The sequence below is a fragment of the Shewanella sp. Isolate13 genome (assembly GCF_022398325.1).
Lineage (GTDB): Bacteria > Pseudomonadota > Gammaproteobacteria > Enterobacterales > Shewanellaceae > Shewanella.
This window is the reverse complement of record NZ_JAKEVD010000016.1, coordinates 67,588-90,352: the sequence shown is the minus strand read 5'-3', so window position 1 is coordinate 90,352 and position 22,765 is coordinate 67,588. Positions and strand designations below refer to the sequence as shown.

At 47.3% G+C, this 22,765-nt stretch carries 19 protein-coding genes; 9 read left to right on the top strand and 10 right to left on the bottom strand.

The window, feature by feature from the left end:
* Positions 1–220 precede the first annotated feature (220 nt).
* The 7 genes from L1D44_RS12035 to ettA all read right to left on the bottom strand — a co-directional run bounded on the left by L1D44_RS12035 (position 221) and on the right by ettA (position 10,123).
* The gene (locus L1D44_RS12035; RefSeq protein WP_239890895.1) at positions 221–694 is read right to left on the bottom strand and encodes an NYN domain-containing protein; all 474 of its coding nucleotides are present in this window, start codon (positions 692–694) and stop codon (positions 221–223) included.
* Between the two features lie 180 nt (positions 695–874).
* Positions 875–1,063 (bottom strand): hypothetical protein, encoded by a 189-nt coding sequence (locus L1D44_RS12030; RefSeq protein WP_220768323.1) that lies wholly within the window; start codon positions 1,061–1,063, stop codon positions 875–877.
* A gap of 231 nt (positions 1,064–1,294) precedes the next feature.
* Positions 1,295–4,405, bottom strand: a complete 3,111-nt coding sequence (locus tag L1D44_RS12025) for a multidrug efflux RND transporter permease subunit (RefSeq protein WP_239890893.1) — start codon at positions 4,403–4,405, stop codon at positions 1,295–1,297.
* Positions 4,406–5,518: an efflux RND transporter periplasmic adaptor subunit gene (locus L1D44_RS12020; RefSeq protein WP_239890891.1), complete on the bottom strand. Its 1,113-nt coding sequence runs from the start codon at positions 5,516–5,518 to the stop codon at positions 4,406–4,408. It lies immediately after the preceding gene.
* A 344-nt stretch (positions 5,519–5,862) separates the two neighbouring features.
* The gene (locus L1D44_RS12015) at positions 5,863–6,945 is read right to left on the bottom strand and encodes a metallophosphoesterase (RefSeq protein ID WP_239890889.1); all 1,083 of its coding nucleotides are present in this window, start codon (positions 6,943–6,945) and stop codon (positions 5,863–5,865) included.
* A 93-nt stretch (positions 6,946–7,038) separates the two neighbouring features.
* A complete protein-coding gene (locus L1D44_RS12010) occupies positions 7,039–8,199 on the bottom strand; it encodes an acyltransferase (protein ID WP_239890887.1) in 1,161 nt (386 codons plus the stop codon).
* A gap of 256 nt (positions 8,200–8,455) precedes the next feature.
* Entirely contained in the window at positions 8,456–10,123 is a 1,668-nt protein-coding gene (gene ettA / locus L1D44_RS12005; protein ID WP_220768381.1) for an energy-dependent translational throttle protein EttA, read from the bottom strand.
* Between the two features lie 275 nt (positions 10,124–10,398).
* Between ettA and glyA the strand changes: the two genes are divergently transcribed.
* The 9 genes from glyA (at position 10,399) to L1D44_RS11960 (ending at position 18,057) form a co-directional block, all read left to right on the top strand.
* A complete protein-coding gene (glyA, locus tag L1D44_RS12000) occupies positions 10,399–11,655 on the top strand; it encodes a serine hydroxymethyltransferase (protein WP_220768327.1) in 1,257 nt (418 codons plus the stop codon).
* A 187-nt stretch (positions 11,656–11,842) separates the two neighbouring features.
* Positions 11,843–12,292: a transcriptional regulator NrdR gene (gene nrdR / locus L1D44_RS11995; RefSeq protein ID WP_012154416.1), complete on the top strand. Its 450-nt coding sequence runs from the start codon at positions 11,843–11,845 to the stop codon at positions 12,290–12,292.
* A gap of 68 nt (positions 12,293–12,360) precedes the next feature.
* Positions 12,361–13,482, top strand: coding sequence for a bifunctional diaminohydroxyphosphoribosylaminopyrimidine deaminase/5-amino-6-(5-phosphoribosylamino)uracil reductase RibD (ribD, locus tag L1D44_RS11990; RefSeq protein ID WP_239890885.1), 1,122 nt, complete (start codon positions 12,361–12,363; stop codon positions 13,480–13,482).
* Between the two features lie 3 nt (positions 13,483–13,485).
* Complete coding sequence (locus tag L1D44_RS11985; RefSeq protein WP_220768329.1) at positions 13,486–14,151, top strand: riboflavin synthase; 666 nt, start codon at positions 13,486–13,488, stop codon at positions 14,149–14,151.
* A gap of 126 nt (positions 14,152–14,277) precedes the next feature.
* Complete coding sequence (ribBA, locus tag L1D44_RS11980) at positions 14,278–15,381, top strand: bifunctional 3,4-dihydroxy-2-butanone-4-phosphate synthase/GTP cyclohydrolase II (RefSeq protein WP_239890884.1); 1,104 nt, start codon at positions 14,278–14,280, stop codon at positions 15,379–15,381.
* Between the two features lie 145 nt (positions 15,382–15,526).
* On the top strand, positions 15,527–16,003 hold the full coding sequence (ribE, locus tag L1D44_RS11975) for a 6,7-dimethyl-8-ribityllumazine synthase (RefSeq protein WP_202722445.1): 477 nt from the start codon (positions 15,527–15,529) through the stop codon (positions 16,001–16,003).
* A 14-nt stretch (positions 16,004–16,017) separates the two neighbouring features.
* Positions 16,018–16,425 carry a transcription antitermination factor NusB gene (gene nusB / locus L1D44_RS11970; protein ID WP_220768331.1) on the top strand — a complete coding sequence of 136 codons (408 nt, stop codon included), beginning with the start codon at positions 16,018–16,020 and terminating at the stop codon, positions 16,423–16,425.
* A gap of 178 nt (positions 16,426–16,603) precedes the next feature.
* Positions 16,604–17,563, top strand: a complete 960-nt coding sequence (gene thiL / locus L1D44_RS11965; protein WP_239890882.1) for a thiamine-phosphate kinase — start codon at positions 16,604–16,606, stop codon at positions 17,561–17,563.
* Positions 17,563–18,057, top strand: coding sequence for a phosphatidylglycerophosphatase A (locus L1D44_RS11960; protein WP_239890880.1), 495 nt, complete (start codon positions 17,563–17,565; stop codon positions 18,055–18,057). Before thiL ends, L1D44_RS11960 begins: the two co-directional genes overlap by 1 nt.
* Before the next feature lie 81 nt (positions 18,058–18,138).
* Here L1D44_RS11960 and recN read toward each other — a convergent pair whose 3' ends face one another.
* The 3 genes from recN to L1D44_RS11945 all read right to left on the bottom strand — a co-directional run bounded on the left by recN (position 18,139) and on the right by L1D44_RS11945 (position 22,708).
* Positions 18,139–19,800, bottom strand: coding sequence for a DNA repair protein RecN (gene recN, locus L1D44_RS11955; RefSeq protein ID WP_239890878.1), 1,662 nt, complete (start codon positions 19,798–19,800; stop codon positions 18,139–18,141).
* Between the two features lie 1,149 nt (positions 19,801–20,949).
* Positions 20,950–22,068, bottom strand: a complete 1,119-nt coding sequence (locus L1D44_RS11950) for an alkene reductase (protein WP_239890877.1) — start codon at positions 22,066–22,068, stop codon at positions 20,950–20,952.
* A gap of 10 nt (positions 22,069–22,078) precedes the next feature.
* Positions 22,079–22,708, bottom strand: coding sequence for a GrxB family glutaredoxin (locus L1D44_RS11945; RefSeq protein WP_239890875.1), 630 nt, complete (start codon positions 22,706–22,708; stop codon positions 22,079–22,081).
* Positions 22,709–22,765 lie beyond the last annotated feature (57 nt).

The window sequence follows — 22,765 nt, the reverse complement described above, 5'->3', positions numbered from 1 at the left end:
CTTAATGTTAAAAGTTGTTATCTTTTCTGGTAATTAAAGTACCAACACTAATGGCATAAAGGTGTGATCTTGCTCTAACAATCGCTAGGGTTGGCTGAGAATTCGCTCAAAAGTTGGATCTATCTTCCTTATCTTGTAATTTTATGACATGAAAGGGGGCATTAAGTGGCTTATGGATCGTTAATTGCTCTAAAGCTGGCGCTTAACCTTCTAAAAACGGTTAAAGAAGTAGGCTGCTATCTATCTCATGAAACTGATTTACTGAATCGATAAGTGATTTTGCTGTTAAGCTTGGTACACCATACACTTGCGTTTCGACACTATATTTTTGGTGAATTTTTTGCATCAAGAGATCGAAGTCTCCATCACCAGAGAGTAAGATCACTGCGTCAACCTCACTGGCGGCTTCCATAATATCGATAGTGATCCCCACATCCCAATCTCCCTTAGCAGAGCCATCGCTGCGTTGGATAAAAGGCTTAAGTTTTACCTCAAAGCCGATATGCTTGAGTGCGTCTTGAAACTTCAGCTGACCATCGTCACCACGATGAATGGCATAAGCGGTAGCCGCTGTTATTTCACCTTCATAACCGAGATGCTGCCAAAGTTTGCGGTAATTAAATTGGCGGCCATAGGCTTGGCGGCAGGTGTAATAGATGTTTTGCACATCGACAAATAGGGCGATTTTTTTCACTGTATGCTCGTTTGGTTAGCTTGGAAATTAAGGTGTGCGCGCTATGGCAAAGGGCACTAGAGTATAAAGAATACTATTGCATAGGCGTAAAAATAGCGAAGCTTTTAGCGAGAGATTATCGATATAACCACAGGATAAAGGCTGTTTTAGTGACGGTGTTAACCGCGATGGTTAACGATGCTAAATATAGAGGTCTACATGAGCCATGCGTCTTTGGGGGGCTTGGCGGCGGTCATACAGATCTAGCCTATTGTTTTGTTCGTTGACTCGCCTATCTATGCGAGTTCGGCGCTCCGTTATAAATTGACCATTGATATTAAAGGTTTCATATAACATGGGTTCTAGAACGTTCGGCTGTGGTTTTTGCATAGGCATAACCTGACAGGTGACAATGAGTGTTAAGTATAGATAAGAATCACTCACCTAGTATCAAGCCAAGTTTTCAGTAGTTGGTTCGAGTTGACCTAAAGAAGTGGCTTGCGGATGACTAAAGGTTGAGTGGCTGAAGTGAAAGGAGCCAAGCCGAAAGCTTAGCTCCTTATATTGTGAATGCTATTTACTGCTTTTCTTATTTACTGCTTTTCTTATTTACTGCTTTTCTTATTTACTGATTAGCGTCTGCTGGTGTTCAGCAATCGCCTGATTAAGCTGCGACTCAACAAAGCCTGGAGACTTAGTTGCGGTAGAAATTAAGCGATACATAGCCGGAATAACTAATAGGGTGACAAAGGTGGCAAAGGCCATACCAAAGAACACCACTGTACCGACAGAGATGCGGCTCTCTGCGCCCGCACCAGTCGAAAGGATCAACGGAATCGCGCCGATAAGCGTGGTAAAGGCGGTCATTAGAATAGGGCGTAAGCGTCTTACCGAGGCATCGATAATCGCTTGCTCAATCTCAAGTCCTTTGTCTCTTAGCTGATTGGCAAATTCAACAATCAAGATGCCATTTTTAGTCACCATACCGATCAGCATGATCATACCAATTTGGCTGTAGATATTCAGACCTTGGCCAGTTAAGTAAAGGCCTAAGAAGCCACCAAATACCCCCATTGGCACGGTAAACATCACCACCAGCGGGTTGATAAAGCTCTCAAACTGCGCAGCCAATACTAGGTAGGCCACCAACAAGGCTAAGCCAAATACGATAAAGATACTGCTTTGATTCTCTTTAAAGTCTTTAGACTCGCCAGTGTAGGCAACTGAAATGTCGCTCGGTAGCATCTCAATAGCTTTTTGATCTAAGAAATCCAGCGCCTCCCCCAAGGTATAACCTTCACCTAAGTTGGCCTTTAGGGTGATCGATTTTTGCTTGTTGTTATGGCTCAGTTTCAGCGCCGACGCTACCTCTTCAATATGGGTGATAGTATCTAGAGTGACCAGCTCGCCTGTAGCGGAACGCATATAGATCTGGCTTAAGTCCGCCACGTTATTAAAGCTGTTCTCATCGCCTCGAAGGTAAACATCGTACTCTTCACCGCGCTCAACAAAAGTGGTTTCACTGCGTCCGCCGAGCATGATCTCCAGTGTTTCCGATACCTCGGCCACGCTTATTCCAAGCTCTGCGGCGCGCTCTTTATCGACGGTTACCACCAGTTCCGGTGAGGTTTCTTTATAGTCGATCTCTGGGCTGTCGAGAATAGGGCTATATAGCGCTTCCTCCTCCAGTAGTTGCGCCCATTTGAACAGCTCTTGATAATCTGAGCCGCCAAGAACAAATTGCACTGGCTCGCTTGAGCCGCCTCTAAAGCCTGGTAGTAGCGGTCGCACCATCACATCGGGAATGCCTTTTAGGGCGTTTGCCACAACCCCAAGAGCTTGCTGGGCGTTGACTGTACGCTCATTCCAATCTTCAAGCTGTATGATCACAAAGCCCGTTTGGTCACCAGCACGACCACCAAAGGCTGGGGCTTGAATGCTGAATGATTTCACCACGCCCTGACCCAGTAGCGGCATCAGTTTATCTTCGGCGATCTCCATATTGGCTGCCATACGGTTATAACTGGTACCTTCCGCGCCCTTAATAAAGGCAAAAATCACCCCTCTGTCTTCTTGAGGCGCAAGCTGGGCTGGCACCTGCTGCATTAACCAGCCACTGCCTAAGATACAGGCGATAATTACCAGTGGCGCAGCCAGTCTGAGTGAAACGGCTTTGGTCACCATTTTGCGATAGAAGTTCTCGAGGCGAGTAAATACTGACTCGACCCAGAGGTTAAAGCGGTTAGGTTTAACGTTGGCTTTAAGGATTTTACTGCCAAGTACAGGCGTTAAGGTCAGAGCAATCAAGGATGAAAACAGCACAGATACGGCCAGCATGACCGAGAACTCGGTAAACAGTAGCCCCACCATGCCTTCCATAAAGGAGATAGGCAGAAATACCATCACCAGTACTGCCGTGGTTGCCATAACGGCAAAGCCGACTTCTCGGGTGCCGTTATAGGCGGCCAAGATTGGCGGTTCACCCTTTTCGATATGATGGAAGATATTCTCAACCACAACGATGGCATCGTCGACCACTAAGCCGATAGATAAAATAAGCGCCATTAGGGTCAGTAGGTTAATCGAGTAGCCAAACATGTTAGCGGCGATAAAGGCGGAAATGAGTGACACCGGAACCGTCACCGCTGGGATCAGAGTTGCCCTCGCTTGGCCGATGAAGATATACAGTACTAAGACAACCAGTAGAGCGGTTACGGCTAGGGTACTGAAGACTTCATCAATCGAACGGTCAATAAATACGGTAGAGTCATAATCGACAATCAGCTTGGTGCCTTCGGGCAGAAACTTCTGAATAAGATCCACTTCTTTATGTACGTCTTGGGCAACTTCAAGCGGGTTAGCATCTGACTGAGGCACTATGCCTAGGCTGATGTTGACCACGCCATCGCTCTTGAAGGTAGAGTTTTCATTCTCTGCACCAATAAACACATTGGCGACATCCTTTAGGTATACCTGCGAGCCATCGGCTGCGGTGCGTAGTACTAAATAGTTGAAATCATCGGGAGTCTGATACAAGCGCGCCGTACGCACCGCCATTACTGTGGTGTCATTTCGTACTTCACCACCCGGGGTCTCGACATTTTCACGGTTCAGCACTTTGACGATATCACCGGCGGTAATGTTACGACCGGCCATCAGCTCTGGGTTGAGCTGTACATACATCACCTTGTATAAGCCGCCTGAAATATTGACACTGCTGACGCCGGAGATAAGGCTAAATCTGTCCTCTAGCACGCGCTGGGCATAATCGGTCAGCTGGGTTCTATCCATAACCGATGAGCTTAAATTGACATACACCGCAGGCTCACCAGAGCCGTTGTCTTTTGAAACAATCGGGTCATTGGCTTCGTCTGGTAAGCGTCTTTGAGCACGGGCTACCGCATCGCGTACATCGCTCACCCCTTCGGTGAGATCCCACCCCAGCAGGAAGGTCACGGTAATGCGCGACATGCCGTTGCGGGTGATAGATTCAATCTGATCGACACCACTAATACCGGTTAACTCAGACTCTAGTGCCGTGGTTATTTGGCTCTCCATGATGGTTGCAGAAGCCCCCTCATAGGTGGTCATCACGGTGACAACCGGACTTTCCACATCGGGCATCTCGCGCACGGCAAGCTTGCTAAATGAGACGGCGCCGAAAACACACAGCAGTAGACTCAGTACTATGGCAACGACAGGGCGTTTTACTGAAACATCAGACAACCACATTTAGATGCTTCCCCTTGCTTGCTGCTCTTCAGCGTCTTTTACTGCGCCTTTTTGTGCCAATGCAGGCTCTGCAAGATCGTTGACCCTTAGCCCATCACGCATATTGACGAGTCCCTGTACCACCACTTTATCGCCAATTGTCAGGCCTTGACTGATCAGTACTTGATCTTCAACGCGGGCACCAAGCGTCACCTTGGTACGCTTAGCAATACCGTCCTCGCCAATCACATAGACGAAGCGGTTAGTACCTGAGTACTCAAGTGCCTGCACTGGGATCACCGGCTCTGCAATACTTGGGAACAATAAGGTTGCTGACATCATCATGCCGGGTTTTAGCTGGTGGGTTGGATTATCAAATTGCACTCGAACCCTGAGGTTCAAGGTGTCTTGATTTACCCGAGAGTCGATGGCTGTCACCTTGCCGATAAACTCCTTTTGCGGCCAAGCGCGGCTGTTAGCACTCACTGACATGCCCACACTGAGCTGTGATAGGTAGTTCTCTGGCACTTGTAGATCGAGGCGCATACTTGAAAGATCATCAAGAGTGAGTAGCTCTGTGCCTGCGCTCACCATCTTACCTTGGCTAAAGTCGATAAGACCTGCCGTGCCTGAAAACGGTGCACTGAGGTAGTGATAGTCTAGATCGGCTTGAGCCGCGGCTAAGCGAGCACTGGCCATGTCGACACTGGCTTTTTGGGCGTCAATCTCAGTTTTAGTGATGGCGTTCTGATCGATAAGCTTCTGAAACTCTTTCAGCTTACGTTTCTCATCGGCTAGGTAAGCAGCGGCCTCGGCTAGCGCGGCTTGTGCTTTGGCGTCATCAAGCTGCACTAATATTTGCCCTTGGTCTATCTCCTGCTCAGTATTGACTCGGATCGACTTAATCTTGCCGGCAATTTGCGGTGCGATAAAGACCGATTGCTCGGCATCGAGTTTACCTATTAGGGAAAGTGATTGAGAAAGCTCATGTTGCTCAACGATGCCAGTGACGACAGGCACGGTACGAACCGGGCGTTCCTTGCTATCGGTGCGTTTCGCTTCTGAGAAACTACTATAGGAAATTGCGCCAACAACAATGAGCAATATGGGAACAAGGTAATAAGATGGTTTCATGAGTGATTACTTACACAGCCAAAGTTGGGATTATTTTAGATAAAAATACGCTGATGTAGAGTAAAGCAATGTAAAGTAAAGAAAATTAGAAGTTACCGCTTTACATGTTTTTAACGATATTTTATCGAATTTCACATTTTTGATTGATTACTATCGTTTTTCCATCAAAGGTTGCGGTGTGCAGCTGGGAAGAGAACCTTTATACAAACAGTTCGGCTATCGAAGTCGTGTTGAAGTTGAGCGAGATGTTAATTGAGATGGTCAATGCAGAATTGAAATATAGAGAGTCATCCATTACAGTGGATGGCTCTCTATATTTAACGCGACTACTTAAAGTACTTGGCTTAAAGTGCCTGGCGCGAGCCGTCATAGAGCCCTCGGGTTAACTCGCCGTTTTTGATAAGCAACAGCTCACCCTGAGCGCCGAGTTTAATACTACTGTCGATAGCTATAATCTTATTATCAAATAAGCCTAACACCTGTTTCTGAGAGGTGTGCCCCACGGTGATGTGGTTAACGTCAAAATAGCTGAGAATTTTGTCGAGCTCGGCTTCGGTGAAGGCATCTGAAAAGTAGCCGCGATACCAAGTGGGGCCATTGCCGTAGAACAGAAAACTTAGCAGGTCATCTTGTTTTAGCTCCGCCTTAGGCCTGCCTATGTTTGCGCGAAATAACTGGTTAGCCTCTGCGATAGTCAACTGACGTTCGAGCCATTCATTGCTAATGCCGCCATGCATATAGAGTACGTCATTAATCTTGACTAGGGTGTTCTTGCTTCTCAGCCACTGGCCAATCTCTGTGTCCTCGCCATAGAGGGCATCGTTACTTCTACCTAGTAATTTACTGGCTAAGTCATAACGCTCATGCACGTACCTTAAGTCACCACCTAGCACCATCTGCTCATGGTTACCCATCAGCAGATGTAGCATGCCGCCAGCGGCTTTGGCTTGCCTGTCTAGCTTATACATAAACCACAGCACTTCGTTTATCTGATCGCCGCGATCAAACATGTCTCCGGTCATCACCATGTGGCCATCGCCAAAGGCCCAGTTGTTATCGGCATCGATGATGTTTTGATTTTTAAGTAGGGTGATTAACACATCGTATTGGCCATGGACATCACTGAGGGCAACGACTTTTTTCACCCCATCATAGCTGTCAGGCATGACTTGTTTGACATCATCGGTGAGGAGCGGCTCAGGCAAGTTGCCGCAGTTTTCAGGCCGCTTTAGCGAGTGCTGACTCACTTGGTAACTCGTCAGTTTACTATTACAGATCCAGTAGGCTGTTTGCTGGGATGCGCTTTGAACAGCACTTTGGTCTTGAATGACATAGGGGCCATCAAACTGATAGTTGCTGGCATCATTAGCGCTTAGCTGACCCGATAGGCCAACGAGTGCTGTGGTGTAAAGTAGGGCTTTGAGCATAATCTTTAGTTTCTTATTAATCGTTATTATGAGCAGTGTTTATTGATAGTGCTTGTTGCTATTTTTAGTTCCAGCTTAGGTTCGTGTCCGTCATTACCAACCAATTAGATAGCGGCTACGCTTACTGAGCAGTTTCTTTATCACTATCGCAATCATGTATGAGATGGTTACTACCACAAGGGTAACGATTAAGGTGGTAAAGATATTACCTTGGCCCGCGAGACCGAATAGATCTGGGCTGTCGTAGATCATCCACCAAGGCGTGGTGATCCAAGGGTGGATAAAGTAGATGGCAAAACTGACCTCGGCCAGTTTTTGTAATGGCTTAATCGAGATATGTTCAAACTTATTTAAAATTGCCAGTATGACTAAGGTCAGTAAGATTTTTTGCGGCAGCATCAGATCCGGTACTGTCATCTCAAATGGGGCTTTATTCAATACCCCAGCACCAAAATACTCGGCTTGGATCAGTGCTAAGGCAATGCCACCCAGCAACATCGGCAACCAATACCTGTCGATAAATGGAAACAGCTTATCTCGATGGGCTGAGCCCCAAACCCCAAGCAGGTACACAGGTAAAAAATAGACTAAGGACTGGATCGCATTGAGGTTAGAAATCGGTCTATGCACCATGATGGCAATCAATAGCAGCGGAATGGCGTAGTAGAGTACTTGTTGTTTCTTAATGAGGTACATGACCCAAGGCGACAGCGCAAACAGCATCATACCCATGGGGATATACCAATAAGCGGTAAGGGTGCGGCCGGTGATGACATACCAACTAGCGGCTTGTGCAGGAGCTGTGATATCGGCGAGCTCTTTATGCATCATAGGATCGGTGCCGACCGTGATATGCCAGATAATCCAAGGCAGTGACAGTAGAAGGTAGGGCAGAAAAACAAACTTGGTTTTGCTCTTCATATACTTCTTATAATCCCAGCGGTGATAAAACACATGGTGGAACAGAAAACCTGAGATAAACACGAAAAACACCGTGCCGTTCATCATCAAATTAAACCAAGCCTTGTCGGCAAAGGTTTCTATCTGCCAGCCTGCAGGACGGTAACAGTGGGCCATGACTATAAAGATAATGGCGATACCGCGAAAGTGATTGATACTGTTTAAGAAGCCGCTGGATTTGCTAGTTTGAGTGTGAACTTGAGCCTGAGTTTCCGCTGGGGGCTTGCTCCCTGAAGTGGATGAGGTGTCGAGCGTGTTATCTTCCACCGTCGTTGCGTGAGCTTTATCGTCCATTACATTATCGTCCTTTAATAGCGTCTTGTTATTATTCTAGCGGTAGAAACCGCTGCTATTTCGATTGGCTAATTTATACCAAATGGCATTTTGGCATAATTATTAAGCTTTTTGTTATTGAACTGGGAAATTTTTGTGCGGATTCTATAGAGAGGCTTGCTTTATGGAAGCAGAGCGGGCGTAGAGTAAATGACAGCATTGTAGCTGTGTAATAAAAAAGGAGGCCGAGGCCTCCTTTTAAATCGAGTGGTAAAACTTACTTAACCATACGCTTGTACTTTAAGCGATGTGGTTCAATCACATCGGTACCCATGGTGTCTTTCAACCAAGTTGAGTATTCGGTGTAGTTACCTTCGTAGAAGTTCACTTTACCTTCATCACGGTAGTCTAGGATGTGAGTCGCGATTCTATCTAGGAACCAACGGTCGTGCGAGATCACCATGGCACAACCTGGGAACTCAAGTAGCGCTTCTTCAAGTGCACGTAACGTTTCAACGTCTAGGTCGTTGGTTGGTTCGTCGAGAAGCAGTACGTTACCGCCAGCTTGCAACAGCTTAGCCAAGTGCACACGGTTACGCTCACCACCAGACAGGGTGCCGATAATCTTCTGCTGATCGCCACCACGGAAGTTAAAGCGGCCCACATAGGCACGGCTTGGAATTTCTGTGTTGTTGATGCGCATGATATCTTGGCCGCCAGAGATCTCTTCCCAAACGGTGTTCTTGTCATTCATAGAATCACGGAACTGTTCAACCGATGCGATCTGTACCGACTCACCTAGCTCAACGCTGCCGCTATCAGGCTGCTCAGCGCCAGAGATCATCTTGAATAGGGTTGACTTACCTGCACCGTTGGCACCGATAATACCGACAATCGCGCCCTTAGGCACGGAGAAGCTTAAGTCATCGATCAATACGCGGTCGCCATAAGACTTAGTCAGGTTATTAATTTCAATAACCTTATCACCTAGGCGTGGTCCTGGCGGAATGAATAGCTCGTTAGTCTCATTACGCTTTTGGTAGTCGTTGGTATTAAGCTCTTCGAAGCGAGCCATACGCGCCTTACCTTTAGACTGACGGCCCTTAGAGCCTTGACGTACCCACTCAAGTTCTTTGGCAATCGTCTTTTGACGGGCACTTTCGGTGGCCGACTCTTGTTGTAGACGTGCATCTTTCTGCTCAAGCCATGAAGAGTAGTTACCTTCCCATGGAATACCTTCACCACGGTCAAGTTCTAAGATCCAGCCTGCAGCGTTATCGAGGAAGTATCTATCGTGGGTAATCGCCACAACCGTTCCCGTGTATTCCTGCAAGAAGCGCTCTAACCAAGCTACTGATTCGGCGTCCAAGTGGTTGGTTGGCTCATCGAGTAATAGCATGTCTGGCTTTTCAAGTAACAGACGACAGATGGCCACACGGCGACGCTCACCACCCGATAGCACTTCAATTTTCTCATCCCAATCTGGCAGACGTAGGGCATTTGCCGCTCTGTCTAGTGCCACATCTAGGTTATGGGCATCCTGAGATTGAATAATTGCTTCTAGCTCACCCTGCTCTTTAGCAAGGGCGTCGAAATCGGCATCTGGCTCAGCGTAAAGGGCATAGACTTCATCTAAACGAACCAATGCATTTTTGGCCTCGGCTACCGCTTCTTCTACCGCTTCACGTACGGTTTGGTTTGGATCTAGTTTTGGTTCCTGTGGTAGGTAACCAATCTTAAGATCTTGCATTGGGCGCGCTTCACCCTCAATTTCGGTATCGATACCGGCCATGATGCGCAATAGGGTAGATTTACCAGAACCGTTTAGGCCTAAAACACCAATCTTAGCGCCAGGGAAAAAACTTAATGAGATATCCTTAAGGATCTGTTTCTTAGGCGGAACAATCTTGCCCACTCTAAGCATGCTATATACAAACTGAGCCATGTTATTTCTCTTTGACTGTTTTTGAATCGGGAATGGCGGCAATTCTACAAGATTCGCTGCAGAACTTAAATCTGAATTAGCGTTGTTTGGCGCGAACATTTAGGCCGCAGCCCTAGACTGTTGACGAGTCAATTTTTATGCCGATTAACCCTTTTTACGAAACTCACTCATCTAGAAATGCAAGTAATTTCATGTTGTAAATGCTGGGATTGTGATCGAATGCGCTGTAGAATACCGCGCAACCCTATTACAAGACTTTACAGCTGGAGTGAGTAATGCTGAAAAAAGATATGAATATCGCGGATTACGATCCACAACTATTTGCAGCAATTGAAGATGAAACGCGCCGTCAAGAAGAGCACATCGAACTCATTGCTTCAGAAAACTACACAAGTCCTCGCGTAATCGAAGCACAAGGTACTCAGCTAACCAACAAGTATGCCGAAGGCTACCCAGGTAAGCGTTACTACGGTGGTTGTGAGCATGTTGATATTGTTGAAGAGTTAGCTATTTCACGTGCAAAAGAGCTGTTTGGCGCAACTTATGCCAACGTTCAACCACACTCTGGCTCTCAAGCTAACGCAGCGGTATTCATGGCGTTACTTCAAGGCGGCGACACGGTTCTAGGCATGAGCCTAGCCCACGGTGGTCACCTAACTCACGGCTCTCACGTGAGCTTCTCTGGCAAGTTATATAACGCTGTCCAGTACGGTATCGATGAAACAACGGGTCAGATCGATTACGCTGAAGTTGAGCGTTTAGCGCTTGAGCACAAGCCAAAGATGATCATCGCCGGTTTCAGTGCCTACTCAGGTATTATCGACTGGGGCAAGTTCCGTGAAATCGCTGACAAAGTGGGCGCATACCTATTCGTCGATATGGCGCACGTTGCAGGTCTTGTTGCTGCTGGCATCTATCCAAACCCAATGCCACACGCACACGTTGTGACAACCACAACTCATAAGACACTCGCTGGCCCACGTGGTGGTTTGATCCTTTCATCAATCAACGATGAAGAGATCTACAAGAAGTTAAACTCTGCAGTATTCCCAGGCGGTCAAGGCGGTCCTTTGATGCACGTTATCGCTGCTAAAGCGGTTGCATTTAAAGAAGCCCTAGACCCAGAGTTCACCACTTACCAAGAGCAAGTAGTGGTTAACGCTAAGGCTATGGCTCGTACGTTTATCGAACGTGGCTATGATGTGGTTTCTGGTGGTACTGATAACCACTTGTTCCTGTTAGATTTGATCAGCAAGGACATCACAGGTAAAGACGCTGACGCCGCCCTTGGTAACGCGAACATCACAGTAAACAAGAACTCAGTACCAAACGACCCACGTTCACCCTTTGTGACCTCAGGTCTACGTATTGGTTCTCCTGCAATCACACGTCGTGGTTTCGGTGAGCAAGAGTGTGTTCAGTTGACTCACTGGATGTGTGACATCTTAGATGATATTTCAGATCTTGCCGTTAGCGAACGCGTTAAGGCTCAGGTTCTGGAATTGTGCGCTAAGTTCCCTGTTTACGGTTAACCTTACGCGTTAAATCAGTTAGACTCCAATGGCCGCATTTATGCGGCCATTTTTGTATGTAATAGAGCATACTTTCTGAGGTTTTAAGTCGTACCAATCACATTTTAATTCTTGTCAAAGGTGACATAATTAATAGGTTAGGTATAAATCCAGTGAGTCATAACATTTTTTTCTAAACGGAGGCTAAATGCATTGTCCATTTTGCAGCGCAACTGACACAAAAGTGATTGATTCGCGATTAGTCGCTGACGGCCATCAGGTGCGTCGACGTAGAGAGTGTGTTCAGTGTCATGAACGTTTTACCACCTTCGAAGGAGCCGAGCTTGTGATGCCTCGTGTGGTGAAACAAGATGGCAGCCGCCAGCCGTTCGATGAAGAAAAGCTGCGTGGCGGTATGTTAAGAGCCGTAGAGAAAAGACCTGTATCTATGGATCAAATCGAACAGGCATTGACTAAGATTAAGTCGACTTTGCGCGCCACTGGCGAGCGTGAAGTGAAATCAGAGATGATTGGCAACTTGATGATGGACCAATTAGTCAACCTAGATAAGGTTGCCTACATTCGTTTCGCGTCTGTTTATCGTGCCTTCGAAGACGTCTCAGAGTTTGGGGAAGCGATCGCCAAACTGCAAAAGTAACCTACGCAATCGGGGTTAAGCGCAGCGCTTCCCCCTTCATCAATCGAACAATCGGAATCGCCGCCATTATGTGGTCTATCGAAGACAGTCAAATGATGAGCCTTGCCATTGAGCTGGCGCAAAAGGGCATGTACACCACCCGTCCAAATCCAAGTGTGGGCAGCGTTATCGTTAAAGATGGCGAGATAGTGGGCGAGGGCTACCATATACGAGCCGGCGGTCCCCACGCCGAAGTTTACGCCCTGAATATGGCGGGCAGTGATGCTAAAGGCGCCACCGCTTATGTCACGCTTGAACCTTGTAGCCATTACGGTCGCACACCACCTTGCGCCAAGGCGCTTATCGATCACGGCGTGAGCCGAGTGGTTATTGCCGTAACCGATCCTAATCCTGAAGTCAGTGGCCGCGGCATTGCCATGTTGCGTGAAGCGGGTATTCGAGTCGATGTTGGCTTGATGACCGAAGAGGCGAAACAGGTCAACTTAGGCTTCTTAAAGCGGATGGAAAAGGGCCTTCCTTGGGTGACGGTAAAACTTGCCGCCAGCCTCGATGGTAAGACCGCCTTGTCTAACGGCGTGTCTAAGTGGATTACAGGCCCAGAAGCGCGCAGTGATGTACAGCGATTACGTGCCCGCCACTGCGCCTTAGTGACTGGCGTTGAGACTATACTTGCCGATGACCCGAGTTTAAATGTGCGCCACAGTGAGTTGGGCTCGCTGGCGAATCAGCTAGCCCCTGCCGAAATTCATCAGCCGCTGCGAGTCGTGTTAGACAGTCAGGCACGCCTTGGTAATGAACTAAACTTGTTTAAAATTGATAGCCCTATTTTATTGGTGTCGACTCAGGCGTACCCACAAAGTGTACAGGCTGCTTGGCCAAGCCATGTTCAAAGTCAGGTGTTGCCAGCAATAGATTCCCGTATCGACCTTAATGCGCTGTTGAATTTACTTGGCCAGAGCTGCAATTCGGTATTGGTTGAAGCCGGGGCAACACTTGCGGGCGCTTTTGTGAATCAAGGGCTGGCCGATGAGATAGTACTTTATCAGGCGATGAAGATCTTAGGCTCACAGGGGCGTAATATGCTCGCCTTAGATGATTATCAGGCGATGTCTGATGTACCAAAGATTAACCTAATCGATGAACGTAAAGTGGGCAAAGATACCCGCTTAACGTTAAGAGTGAGTAATTAGTTTATGTTTACTGGAATTATTGAGTCAGTCGGACACTTACGTAAAGTAGAGCGCCGCGGTGATGACATTCGCTTAACGGTTGCCAGCGGCAAGCTGGATTTGTCTGATGTTAAGCTTGGCGACAGTATCGCCACTAATGGTGTGTGTTTAACCGTGGTTGAACTGATGAGCGACGGTTATGTGGCAGATATTTCTGCCGAGACGGTCAGTTTGACGGGCTTCTCTCATTATCAGGTGGGAAAAGCCGTTAACCTAGAAAAAGCGGTCACACCAACGACCCGTTTAGGCGGGCACATGGTTAGCGGTCATGTGGATGGCATTGCCCATGTGGATGACAGGCAATTTCGTGGGCAAGCTATCGAGTTTTGGCTGACTCCTCCAGCCGAACTTGGTCGCTACATTGCCCATAAAGGCTCGATCACTATCGATGGCGTGAGCTTGACCGTCAATGAGGTGCAAGGTCATCGCTTTAGGCTGACAATTGTGCCCCACACCGCAGGCGAGACCACCTTAGTGGATCTGAAAGCGGGTGATAGCGTCAACATTGAAGTGGACTTGATTGCGCGCCACTTAGAAAGGTTAATGAGTTATGCCAGCCAAGAGCAAGAGAGCGGTCCTAAGTCTGAAGTCACCATGGAATTGTTAGCTCGCTCAGGTTTCTTAAGATAGAGACTGGTTTCACGGCAGGCTTTGCTTTAATAAAATAGAATAATCAATACATTTACTCACTGTGGTAGAGTTATTACTCTATAAGGCTTAGGTCTCAGTTCAGTGACAAAAAATAAAGGTCTGGAAATGGCGTTACATAGTATAGAAGAGATCATTGAAGATATTCGTCAAGGTAAGATGGTGATCTTGATGGATGACGAAGACAGAGAAAATGAAGGCGATCTAATCATGGCTGCCGACATGGTGACGCCTGAAGCGGTTAATTTCATGGCAACATTTGGCCGTGGCCTAATTTGTCAAACCTTGACTAAGGCCCGCTGTCAGCAGCTTAACCTGCCGTTAATGGTTACCAATAACAACGCTCAGTTCTCCACTAACTTCACCGTTTCAATCGAAGCGGCAGAGGGCGTGACAACGGGTATTTCGGCTCAAGACCGCGCAGTGACGGTTAAAGCTGCGGTAGCAAAAGAGGCTAAGCCATCGGATATCGTTCAACCAGGACATATCTTCCCCTTGATGGCGCAGGAAGGTGGCGTACTTATTCGTGCTGGCCACACCGAAGCTGGCTGTGATTTAGCTCGTCTTGCAGGTTTCGAACCTTCATCGGTTATCGTTGAAATTCTTAATGACGACGGCACCATGGCGCGTCGTCCCGATCTTGAAATCTTCGCTGAAAAGCACGGTTTGAAGATGGGCACCATTGCCGACCTGATCGAATACCGTAACACCAAAGAAACCACGGTTGTACGCGAAGCAAAATGTAAGCTGCCAACCCGTTTTGGTGAGTTCGAAATGCTGACTTACCGCGACACTATCGACAACCAACTGCATTACGTGTTGGTTAAAGGTGATGTAACAGAAAACAGCTTAGTACGTGTTCACCTGCAAAATACCTTCAACGATTTATTGCATTCAGAGCGTGATCAGCAGCGTAGCTGGCCGCTAGAGAAGGCGATGAAGCGTATCGGCGAAGAGGGCGGCGTATTGGTGTTACTGGGGCATCAGGAACACAGCAGCGACATTCTTGCTAAGGTGAAGGCATTTGAAGCCGAAGATAACGGCAGTGCACCTGTTGCCGCGCAGTGGAAGGGGACTTCACGTCAAGTCGGCGTTGGCTCACAAATTTTGGCTGACGTAGGCGTGACCTCTATGCGTTTACTAAGCTCACCAAAGCGTTATCATTCACTTTCAGGTTTCGGCCTTGAAGTAACTGAATATATTGCAGAATAAATAGCGGCCTTTAGCTGATTGTCAGCCAGAGGCTTAAATTCACACTTTTCTTATTAATTGCATAGAGATCAGCGCGGAGTGGTGTGGTATCATACCGCCTCTTCCGCCCCTATGCTGGGTAATTAAGCTAATTTAGGTAAGATAAATGAACGTAGTTCAAGGTAATATCGAATCGAAAAACGCCAAAGTTGCGATCGTAGTTTCACGTTTTAACAGCTTTGTTGTTGATAGTTTACTCGATGGCGCGGTAGACACTCTTAAGCGTTTCGGCCAAGTTGCAGATGAAAATATCACTGTAGTCAGAGTCCCAGGCGCTGTTGAACTGCCACTTGCTGCACGTCGTGTTGCGGCGAGCGGAAAATTTGACGGAATCATCGCACTAGGTGCGGTAATCCGTGGTGGTACACCTCATTTCGATTTTGTAGCAGGTGAATGTAATAAAGGTTTGGCTCAGGTTGCACTTGAGTTCGATATCCCAGTTTCATTCGGCGTATTAACCACAGATACCATTGAACAAGCTATTGAGCGTTCGGGTACTAAAGCGGGTAACAAGGGCGGTGAAGCTGCACTTGGTCTGCTAGAGATGGTTAACGTTCTGCAAGCACTTGAAGAACAGCTGTAATTTAGGACAATTTAATGAAGCCTTCAGAGCGCCGTAAGGCCCGCCGTTTAGCCGTTCAGGCCATCTACTCATGGCAGCTAAGTGGTAACAATATTGCTGATGTTGAGCATGAGTTTCTAACTGAACAAGAAGTTGATGGCGTCGATATCGCTTACTTCCGTGAGCTATTAGGTGGCGTTGCAACGAAGAAGAGTCAATTGGATGAAGCGATTGCTCCATTCGTGACTCGTCCACTTGATGAAGTGGATCCAGTTGAAAAAGCGATTGTTCGTATCGCAGCTTATGAACTGACATTCCGTAAGGATGTGCCTTACAAGGTAGCGATTAACGAAGCTATCGAGCTTGCAAAAGCGTTCGGCGCAGAAGATGGTCATAAGTTTGTTAACGGCATTCTAGATAAGCTGGTAGCACGCAATAAGTAGTAGAAACGGCATCTTCGGATGCCGTTTTTGTTATCTTCGGCAGGGAGGTAAAGACAGTCCGCGTATTTCCACTTTGAGCCAAGCCGCTGTGGCTTCCTATTTTTTGCTTGAGTGACGGCCTGATCTACACTTATCTCATCTCTCCCTGAATACTTACTCTTATTTTGTGATTGGTATTGTGAAAGAATTTCAATTAATCGAAAGCTTCTTTACTGGGCGCGCCCAGTCCCGCAAAGATGTGACTGTTGGTATTGGCGATGATTGTGCGATTGTGCAACCCGCCGAAAATAAATCTATTGCCATCTCTTGCGACACCCTAGTGGAAAATGTCCACTTCTTCCCCGATATGCCCGCTGCCGACCTTGGCTATAAATCTTTAGCGGTTAACCTATCCGATCTCGCCTCTATGGGGGCAGAACCTGCTTGGATGACACTGGCATTAACTTTGCCAGAGGTCGATGAAACTTGGTTGGCCGAATTTAGTGCCGGCCTGTTTGAGATTGCCGAGTATTATGGTGTGGCGCTCGTCGGTGGCGATACCACTCGCGGCCCGCGCGCAATCACTATCACCATCAATGGTCAGCTACCTAGCGATAAAGGCTTGACCCGTAGTGGTGCTAAAAATGGTGACTGGCTCTATGTCACTGGCACCTTAGGGGATTCCGCACTGGGTTTAGATCTGCTGCGCGGTAAGCTGCAGGCGAGTGTTGAAGATAGCGCCTATCTCATCAATCGTCATTACCGACCGACACCGAGAGTATTGGCTGGCCAATCCCTTAGAAATCTCGCCTCAAGCGCCATCGATATTTCAGATGGCATCATGTCTGATATTCAGCACGTGCTTAAAGCCTCGAACGTGGGTGCGGTGATCAATGTCGATAACCTGCCGCTGTCAGAGCCACTTAAAGCCAGTGTCTCAAAAGAGATGGCGCTCAGTTATGCGCTGACAGGTGGTGAAGATTATGAGCTGCTATTTACCGTGCCAGAAGCGCAAAAGGGCATGTTAGAAGTTGCTTTGGCTGAATCGGGAGTTAAATTTACCCAGATAGGTCAGGTATGTACTGGTGGCAAGTTAAAACTGCTGAGCGACAATCAAGCGTTTGAGCCGATAAATTTAGGTTTTGAGCACTTTAATTAATGAATCTATTCTCTAAAGATCCAGTGCTTGCAAAGCTATCACTGAAGAATCCTATTCACTTCCTCGCCCTAGGCTTTGGCTCAGGACTCGCGGCGAAAGCGCCGGGCACCTTTGGCACCTTGGCTGCTATCCCTGTTTTTCTGCTGATGGCACCGCTGAGTCTACCTTGGTATATCGCCCTCACAGTATTGAGTGTGTTGGCAGGTTTTTATATCTGCGATAAGGCCTCGAAAGATATGGGTGTACACGATCATGGTGCCATCGTCTGGGACGAAGTCGCCGGGCTATTGATCACCATGATAGCGGCACCTGCAGGTTGGCAGTGGTTAGTTGTGGGTTTCGTGCTGTTTCGCATCTTCGATATCTTAAAGCCATGGCCAATTCGTTGGCTCGATGCCAAGGTTCACGGTGGCTTTGGCATTATGATTGACGATGTCTTAGCGGGTATTTTTGCCATGCTCTGTTTGCAGGGCCTAGCCTATTACTTCGCTTGATGCTATTAGCCTAAAAAATATCGAGTCATAAAAAATGCAGAGCTTAGCTCTGCATTTTTGTTTTCAGTAGCGGCTGAGTCGTTAACTGAGCAGCAGCTCTTTAGCGTTCGCCAAGGTATTGCTGGTGATGGTATCACCGCCCAAAAGACGCGCTAACTCCTCGACACGTTGCTCTTTATCCAGCGCCACCATAGAGGTTTCGGTCTGACCCGCCTTGCTGCTCTTATTGACGAACATATGTTGATGGCCGTTACCCGCAACTTGCGGCAGGTGGGTCACACAGAACACTTGCGTTGACTCACCAAGACTACGCAGCATACGGCCAACAACCGCCGCAGTTGGGCCCGAGATCCCCACATCCACCTCATCGAAGATCAGCGTTGGTGTCGAGACTTTTTTGGCGGTGATCACTTGAATTCCTAAGCCGATACGCGACAGCTCACCACCAGATGCCACTTTAGCAATCGGCTGCAGCGGCTGACCTGGGTTGGTCGAGACTAAAAACTCAATGTTGTCACAGCCTGTCGGGGTGATAACCGACTCGTTGAAGTTCACCGCAATGGTGAACTTACCCTTTGGCATATTCAGCTCATGGATAGAGTGAGTCACCTGTTTATCCAGCTCTTTAGCGTAACGGCTACGGCTTTGGCTGAGCTTTTTAGCATGCAGTAGGTAAGCCTCACGGTTAGCAGCTAGCTGCTCACGAATATCGTCTAACTTGTCGTCATCTGAACCTAGGTCTTCAAGCTCTTCCAGCAAGCTTTGATGATGAGTGTATAGCTCATCTGGCATCACTTGATGCTTGCGGGCAAGCTGCATGGTCTTAGACAGGCGCTGCTCTAGATGGGCAAAATACTCAGGGTCGAGCTCTAAGCCATCTAAGTAACGTTCAATCTCGCTGCTGCTCTCTTGCACCTGAATGAGGGCGTCGTTGAGCATGGCAAGTACGCTGCCAAGCTCTGGATCGTAACTCTCGAGATCTTGTCCCTGGCTGATAGAGGTGTTGAGCAGCGACTCGACGCTGCCTTCCTCGTTGTCTTGTAAAATATGCAGCTGATTACGGCAAAGCTCAATTAGCGCCGTACTGTTAGCCAGCTTCTTATGCTCGGCCTCAATCGACTCGAACTCGCCCTCATTAATGGCAAATTCGTTTAGCTCTTCCACTTGATACTGCAGCAGTTGTTTGCGAGCTAAGCGTTCCTGCTGCGACATCTCAAGTAGGTGAAGTTGCTTCTCAATAGTCTTACATCTGTGATAGCTGGCAGCAACGCTGTCGAGCAGCATCTTATGGTTAGCATAGCTATCTAACAGGGTCAGTTGATGCTCACTCTTTAGCATAGCGTGGTGAGCATGTTGGCCATGAATGCCGATAAGCAGTTGCCCAAGGGACTTTATCTGCGCCAATGGCACAGGGTTGCCATTGATATAGGCACGTGAGCGGCCGTCACTGCTAATGGTACGGCGTAGGATACACTCATCATCGAGTTCAAGGTCGTTATCTTCAAGCCAGCGTCTTGCCGCTGGGGTATCATCTAATAAAAAGCGGGCACTTACTTCGGCCTTAGTGGCACCAGGTCTAATGGTATTGGCGTCGGCTCGGTTACCTAAACATAGGCCGAGAGCATCGATAGCAATCGATTTACCCGCACCGGTTTCACCAGTAATACTGGTCATGCCGGCTTTAAAGTCGAGTTCTAAGAAACGCACAATAGCAAAGTTGTTGATGCTGAGTTGGCAAAGCATAGTGATGTCCTTTATCAAAACACTGTATAGTTAAACAGTATATACTGTTTATCTATACAGTAAACACCCAGTTGATAAATCCGTTGAGGTGAATCACGTTTTCGTTCAGTTTTATATTAGTTTTATATTAGTTTTCAGATGGATTCTACGGTTATTTGAAACAGCTCTTTGTTACCTTTTTATGAGTGTAGGAATAAAAATTCGGTTTTTCAAAAAACGAAAAGGAGAGGCCAGCCTTGGAATGAAGGCTTGTTTCATTAACTTAGTGTCGTTGCTATGGGATTGCCCGTTTGAACTTGTAGCTATGTAGCTATCAATCGCCTCCAGCGGGGAGTGTGCAGACACTGCCGTGACACGCTGCAAGTCCTTCCTTGGAAGCTCGGCCATGACGTCCATGTCATGGACGGTCACGGCCGTATCTACACGGGGTAATTGGTGTACTCATTAGGGCTAGTCGTTTTGGGTCTAACTTGGGAAATGCCCCTAAATGAGTTCGTCTTCGAATGAAGGCTGATTACATTTATTGTTTGTACATGGAAGCGAGTTCTGAGTTGCTGCTTAATCGTTATCAATCGCCTCCAGCGAGGTATGTGCAGACGCTGCTGAAGCTCGCCCCTAGTATGTCTGACCTCCATGGATGGAGGGAATGCCAAATTCAGTATGGAACTGAATTGGCCGTGTAGGCTCAACGAAAACAAACAACATCCGTGTTTAAAGGCCAGTTCGGCATCCATGCCTCTCGTTCGAGAGCTTGATAACTTCGTTATCTCTCACCCTGTTTTCGACGGCTTCAGCCGTATCTACACTGGATAATTTTCTTCTTCGATTTAGGCTGAAGAGTTAGGTTTCTGGCTTAAAAATGCTCCAAAGTTTGTTACGCTTCTAAATACGTTACAGATAGTCATCTAGTTAGATATACAAAAAGTAATGCGTGGCAAAACGCAAGGCCCGATCCGTTACGCTTTTTGTTTTCAACTATATCAGTGCCCCAAATTACTGGTACACATCAATTGGTGGTGTTGAATTGATTTTGAGCGAGACCTTTACCGTAAGAGTGAAGAGCACAGTAAAAAAACAATTTATGTGATACATACTGCACTCTATTTTCTATTAATTATTTATGTGATACATACTGCACTCTATTTTCTATTAATTATTTATTAGCGAGACAGTTACACAATTAAGTACTGAGTAATCAATGTATCCACGCTCATTGCCACCAAATAGTGTTGAGCCATCTAGTTCAGCCAGCGGTTGTTGGTGCTGTAAGCGCGCTACCAAATCTGGGTTAGACACAAACGGGCGTCCAAACGCGACTAAATCCGCATAACCTTTCTCAAGTACCTCGTCAGCACGCTCTTGAGTGTAACTGCCTGCGACGATAATCGTGTTGGTGAAGTATTCGCGCAGTTCGATGCGGAAACTTTCTGGAATCACTGGCGCGTCGTCCCAATCCGCTTCAGATAAGTGCAAGTACGCAATATCACGAGCTTGAAGTTGTTTCGATGCATCGAGGATGGTTGGCACAATGTCAGGGCAGTTCATGTCCTTAAAAGTGATGAAAGGTGCGAGTCGTACTCCCACTTTGCTGGCACCAATGGCTTCGCTCACCGCATCGACCACTTCTAATAAAAAGCGAAGTCGGTTTTTGCGAGTACCGCCGTAGTTGTCGGTTCTGTGGTTTGAATTGGTACGTAGGAACTGGTCAATCAGGTAACCATTACCTCCGTGGATTTCGACACCATCGAAACCTGCTTCAATCGCACGTTTAGCGGCATGGGCAAAATCACTCACAACGCGGTCAATATCCGCTTGAGTCATGGCACGTGGCTCTACACAATCGACCATGTTGCCATTGCCTTGTTCGTCGGCAATCCACACTTGGGTTTCTACTGGTTTTAGTGCCGATGGGGCAATAGGCTGTTCACCTTTTTGGAATGTCGGGTGTGATACACGACCAACATGCCATAACTGACAAAACATAACTGCGCCTTGCTCTTTTGCTGCTTGAGTGACGGTTTTCCAGCCTGCTACTTGCTCATCGGTGTAGACGCCTGGTGTGAATGAGTAGCCCTGCGAATCGTCTGAAATCTGAGTGGCTTCAGAGATAATTAATCCCGCACTTGCACGCTGCTTGTAGTAGGTCGCCATCATTTGGTTTGGAATATTTCCCGGTTGGCTAGTGCGTGCTCGGGTCATTGGTGCCATGACTACGCGGTTTTGTAGATTAAGTTGTTTTAGCTGTGTTGCTTCAAATAGTTTACTCATGATCGGTTCCTTACTTAAGTAGTGGTACTTGGATTTTATTGCTTACAGATTCCATCCAATCCTTCACGGTGTTGTCCCATTGGATTTCAGTGGCACTGAAGAACCCGCGCAAAATCGAAAATAAGATTGCTTCGTCCACCAAAGTCACATGCTGATAGGAATCGAGGCTCAACACGCTTTTCGCATGTTCGATGAGCGCTTCAACCTCTTTGGCAATAGTTGGTGTGTCTTGCAGGAGTGCATCAAAATTGAGTGCGTCAGTTTCCTTTTTTGCGCGCCAAGCTTGCTGTGCAGACTGAGTGGCAAACTCTGGTAAATCCATATTTGACCAACGTGGGTAACCCACCTTTTGCAATGGAAGGAACGCGACTTTTTGCCAGTTCAGCGCTTGTTGAGATGGTTGGCTTGTTTCACTTGATGTTGCCAGTTCAAGGAAGTAAGCGATGATCTCTAGACTTTCTGCCATCACTTCACCGTTGTCTTTGATAAGAAGTGGCACTTGTTTGGTTCCAATCAGGTCTGTTGTGGTTTTGTCGTCGTCATAAGCAATATTGATGACGTCGAGTTGGATATTCAGCATGCCAGCAACGTAGCGGACGCGAGCACTGAATGGGCAATGTTCGTAAATGTAGAGTTTCATAGTGTTTTCCTAGTGATTTAATTGGGTAGCCCCGCCTTTTCGGGAGGCGTTAAGTCA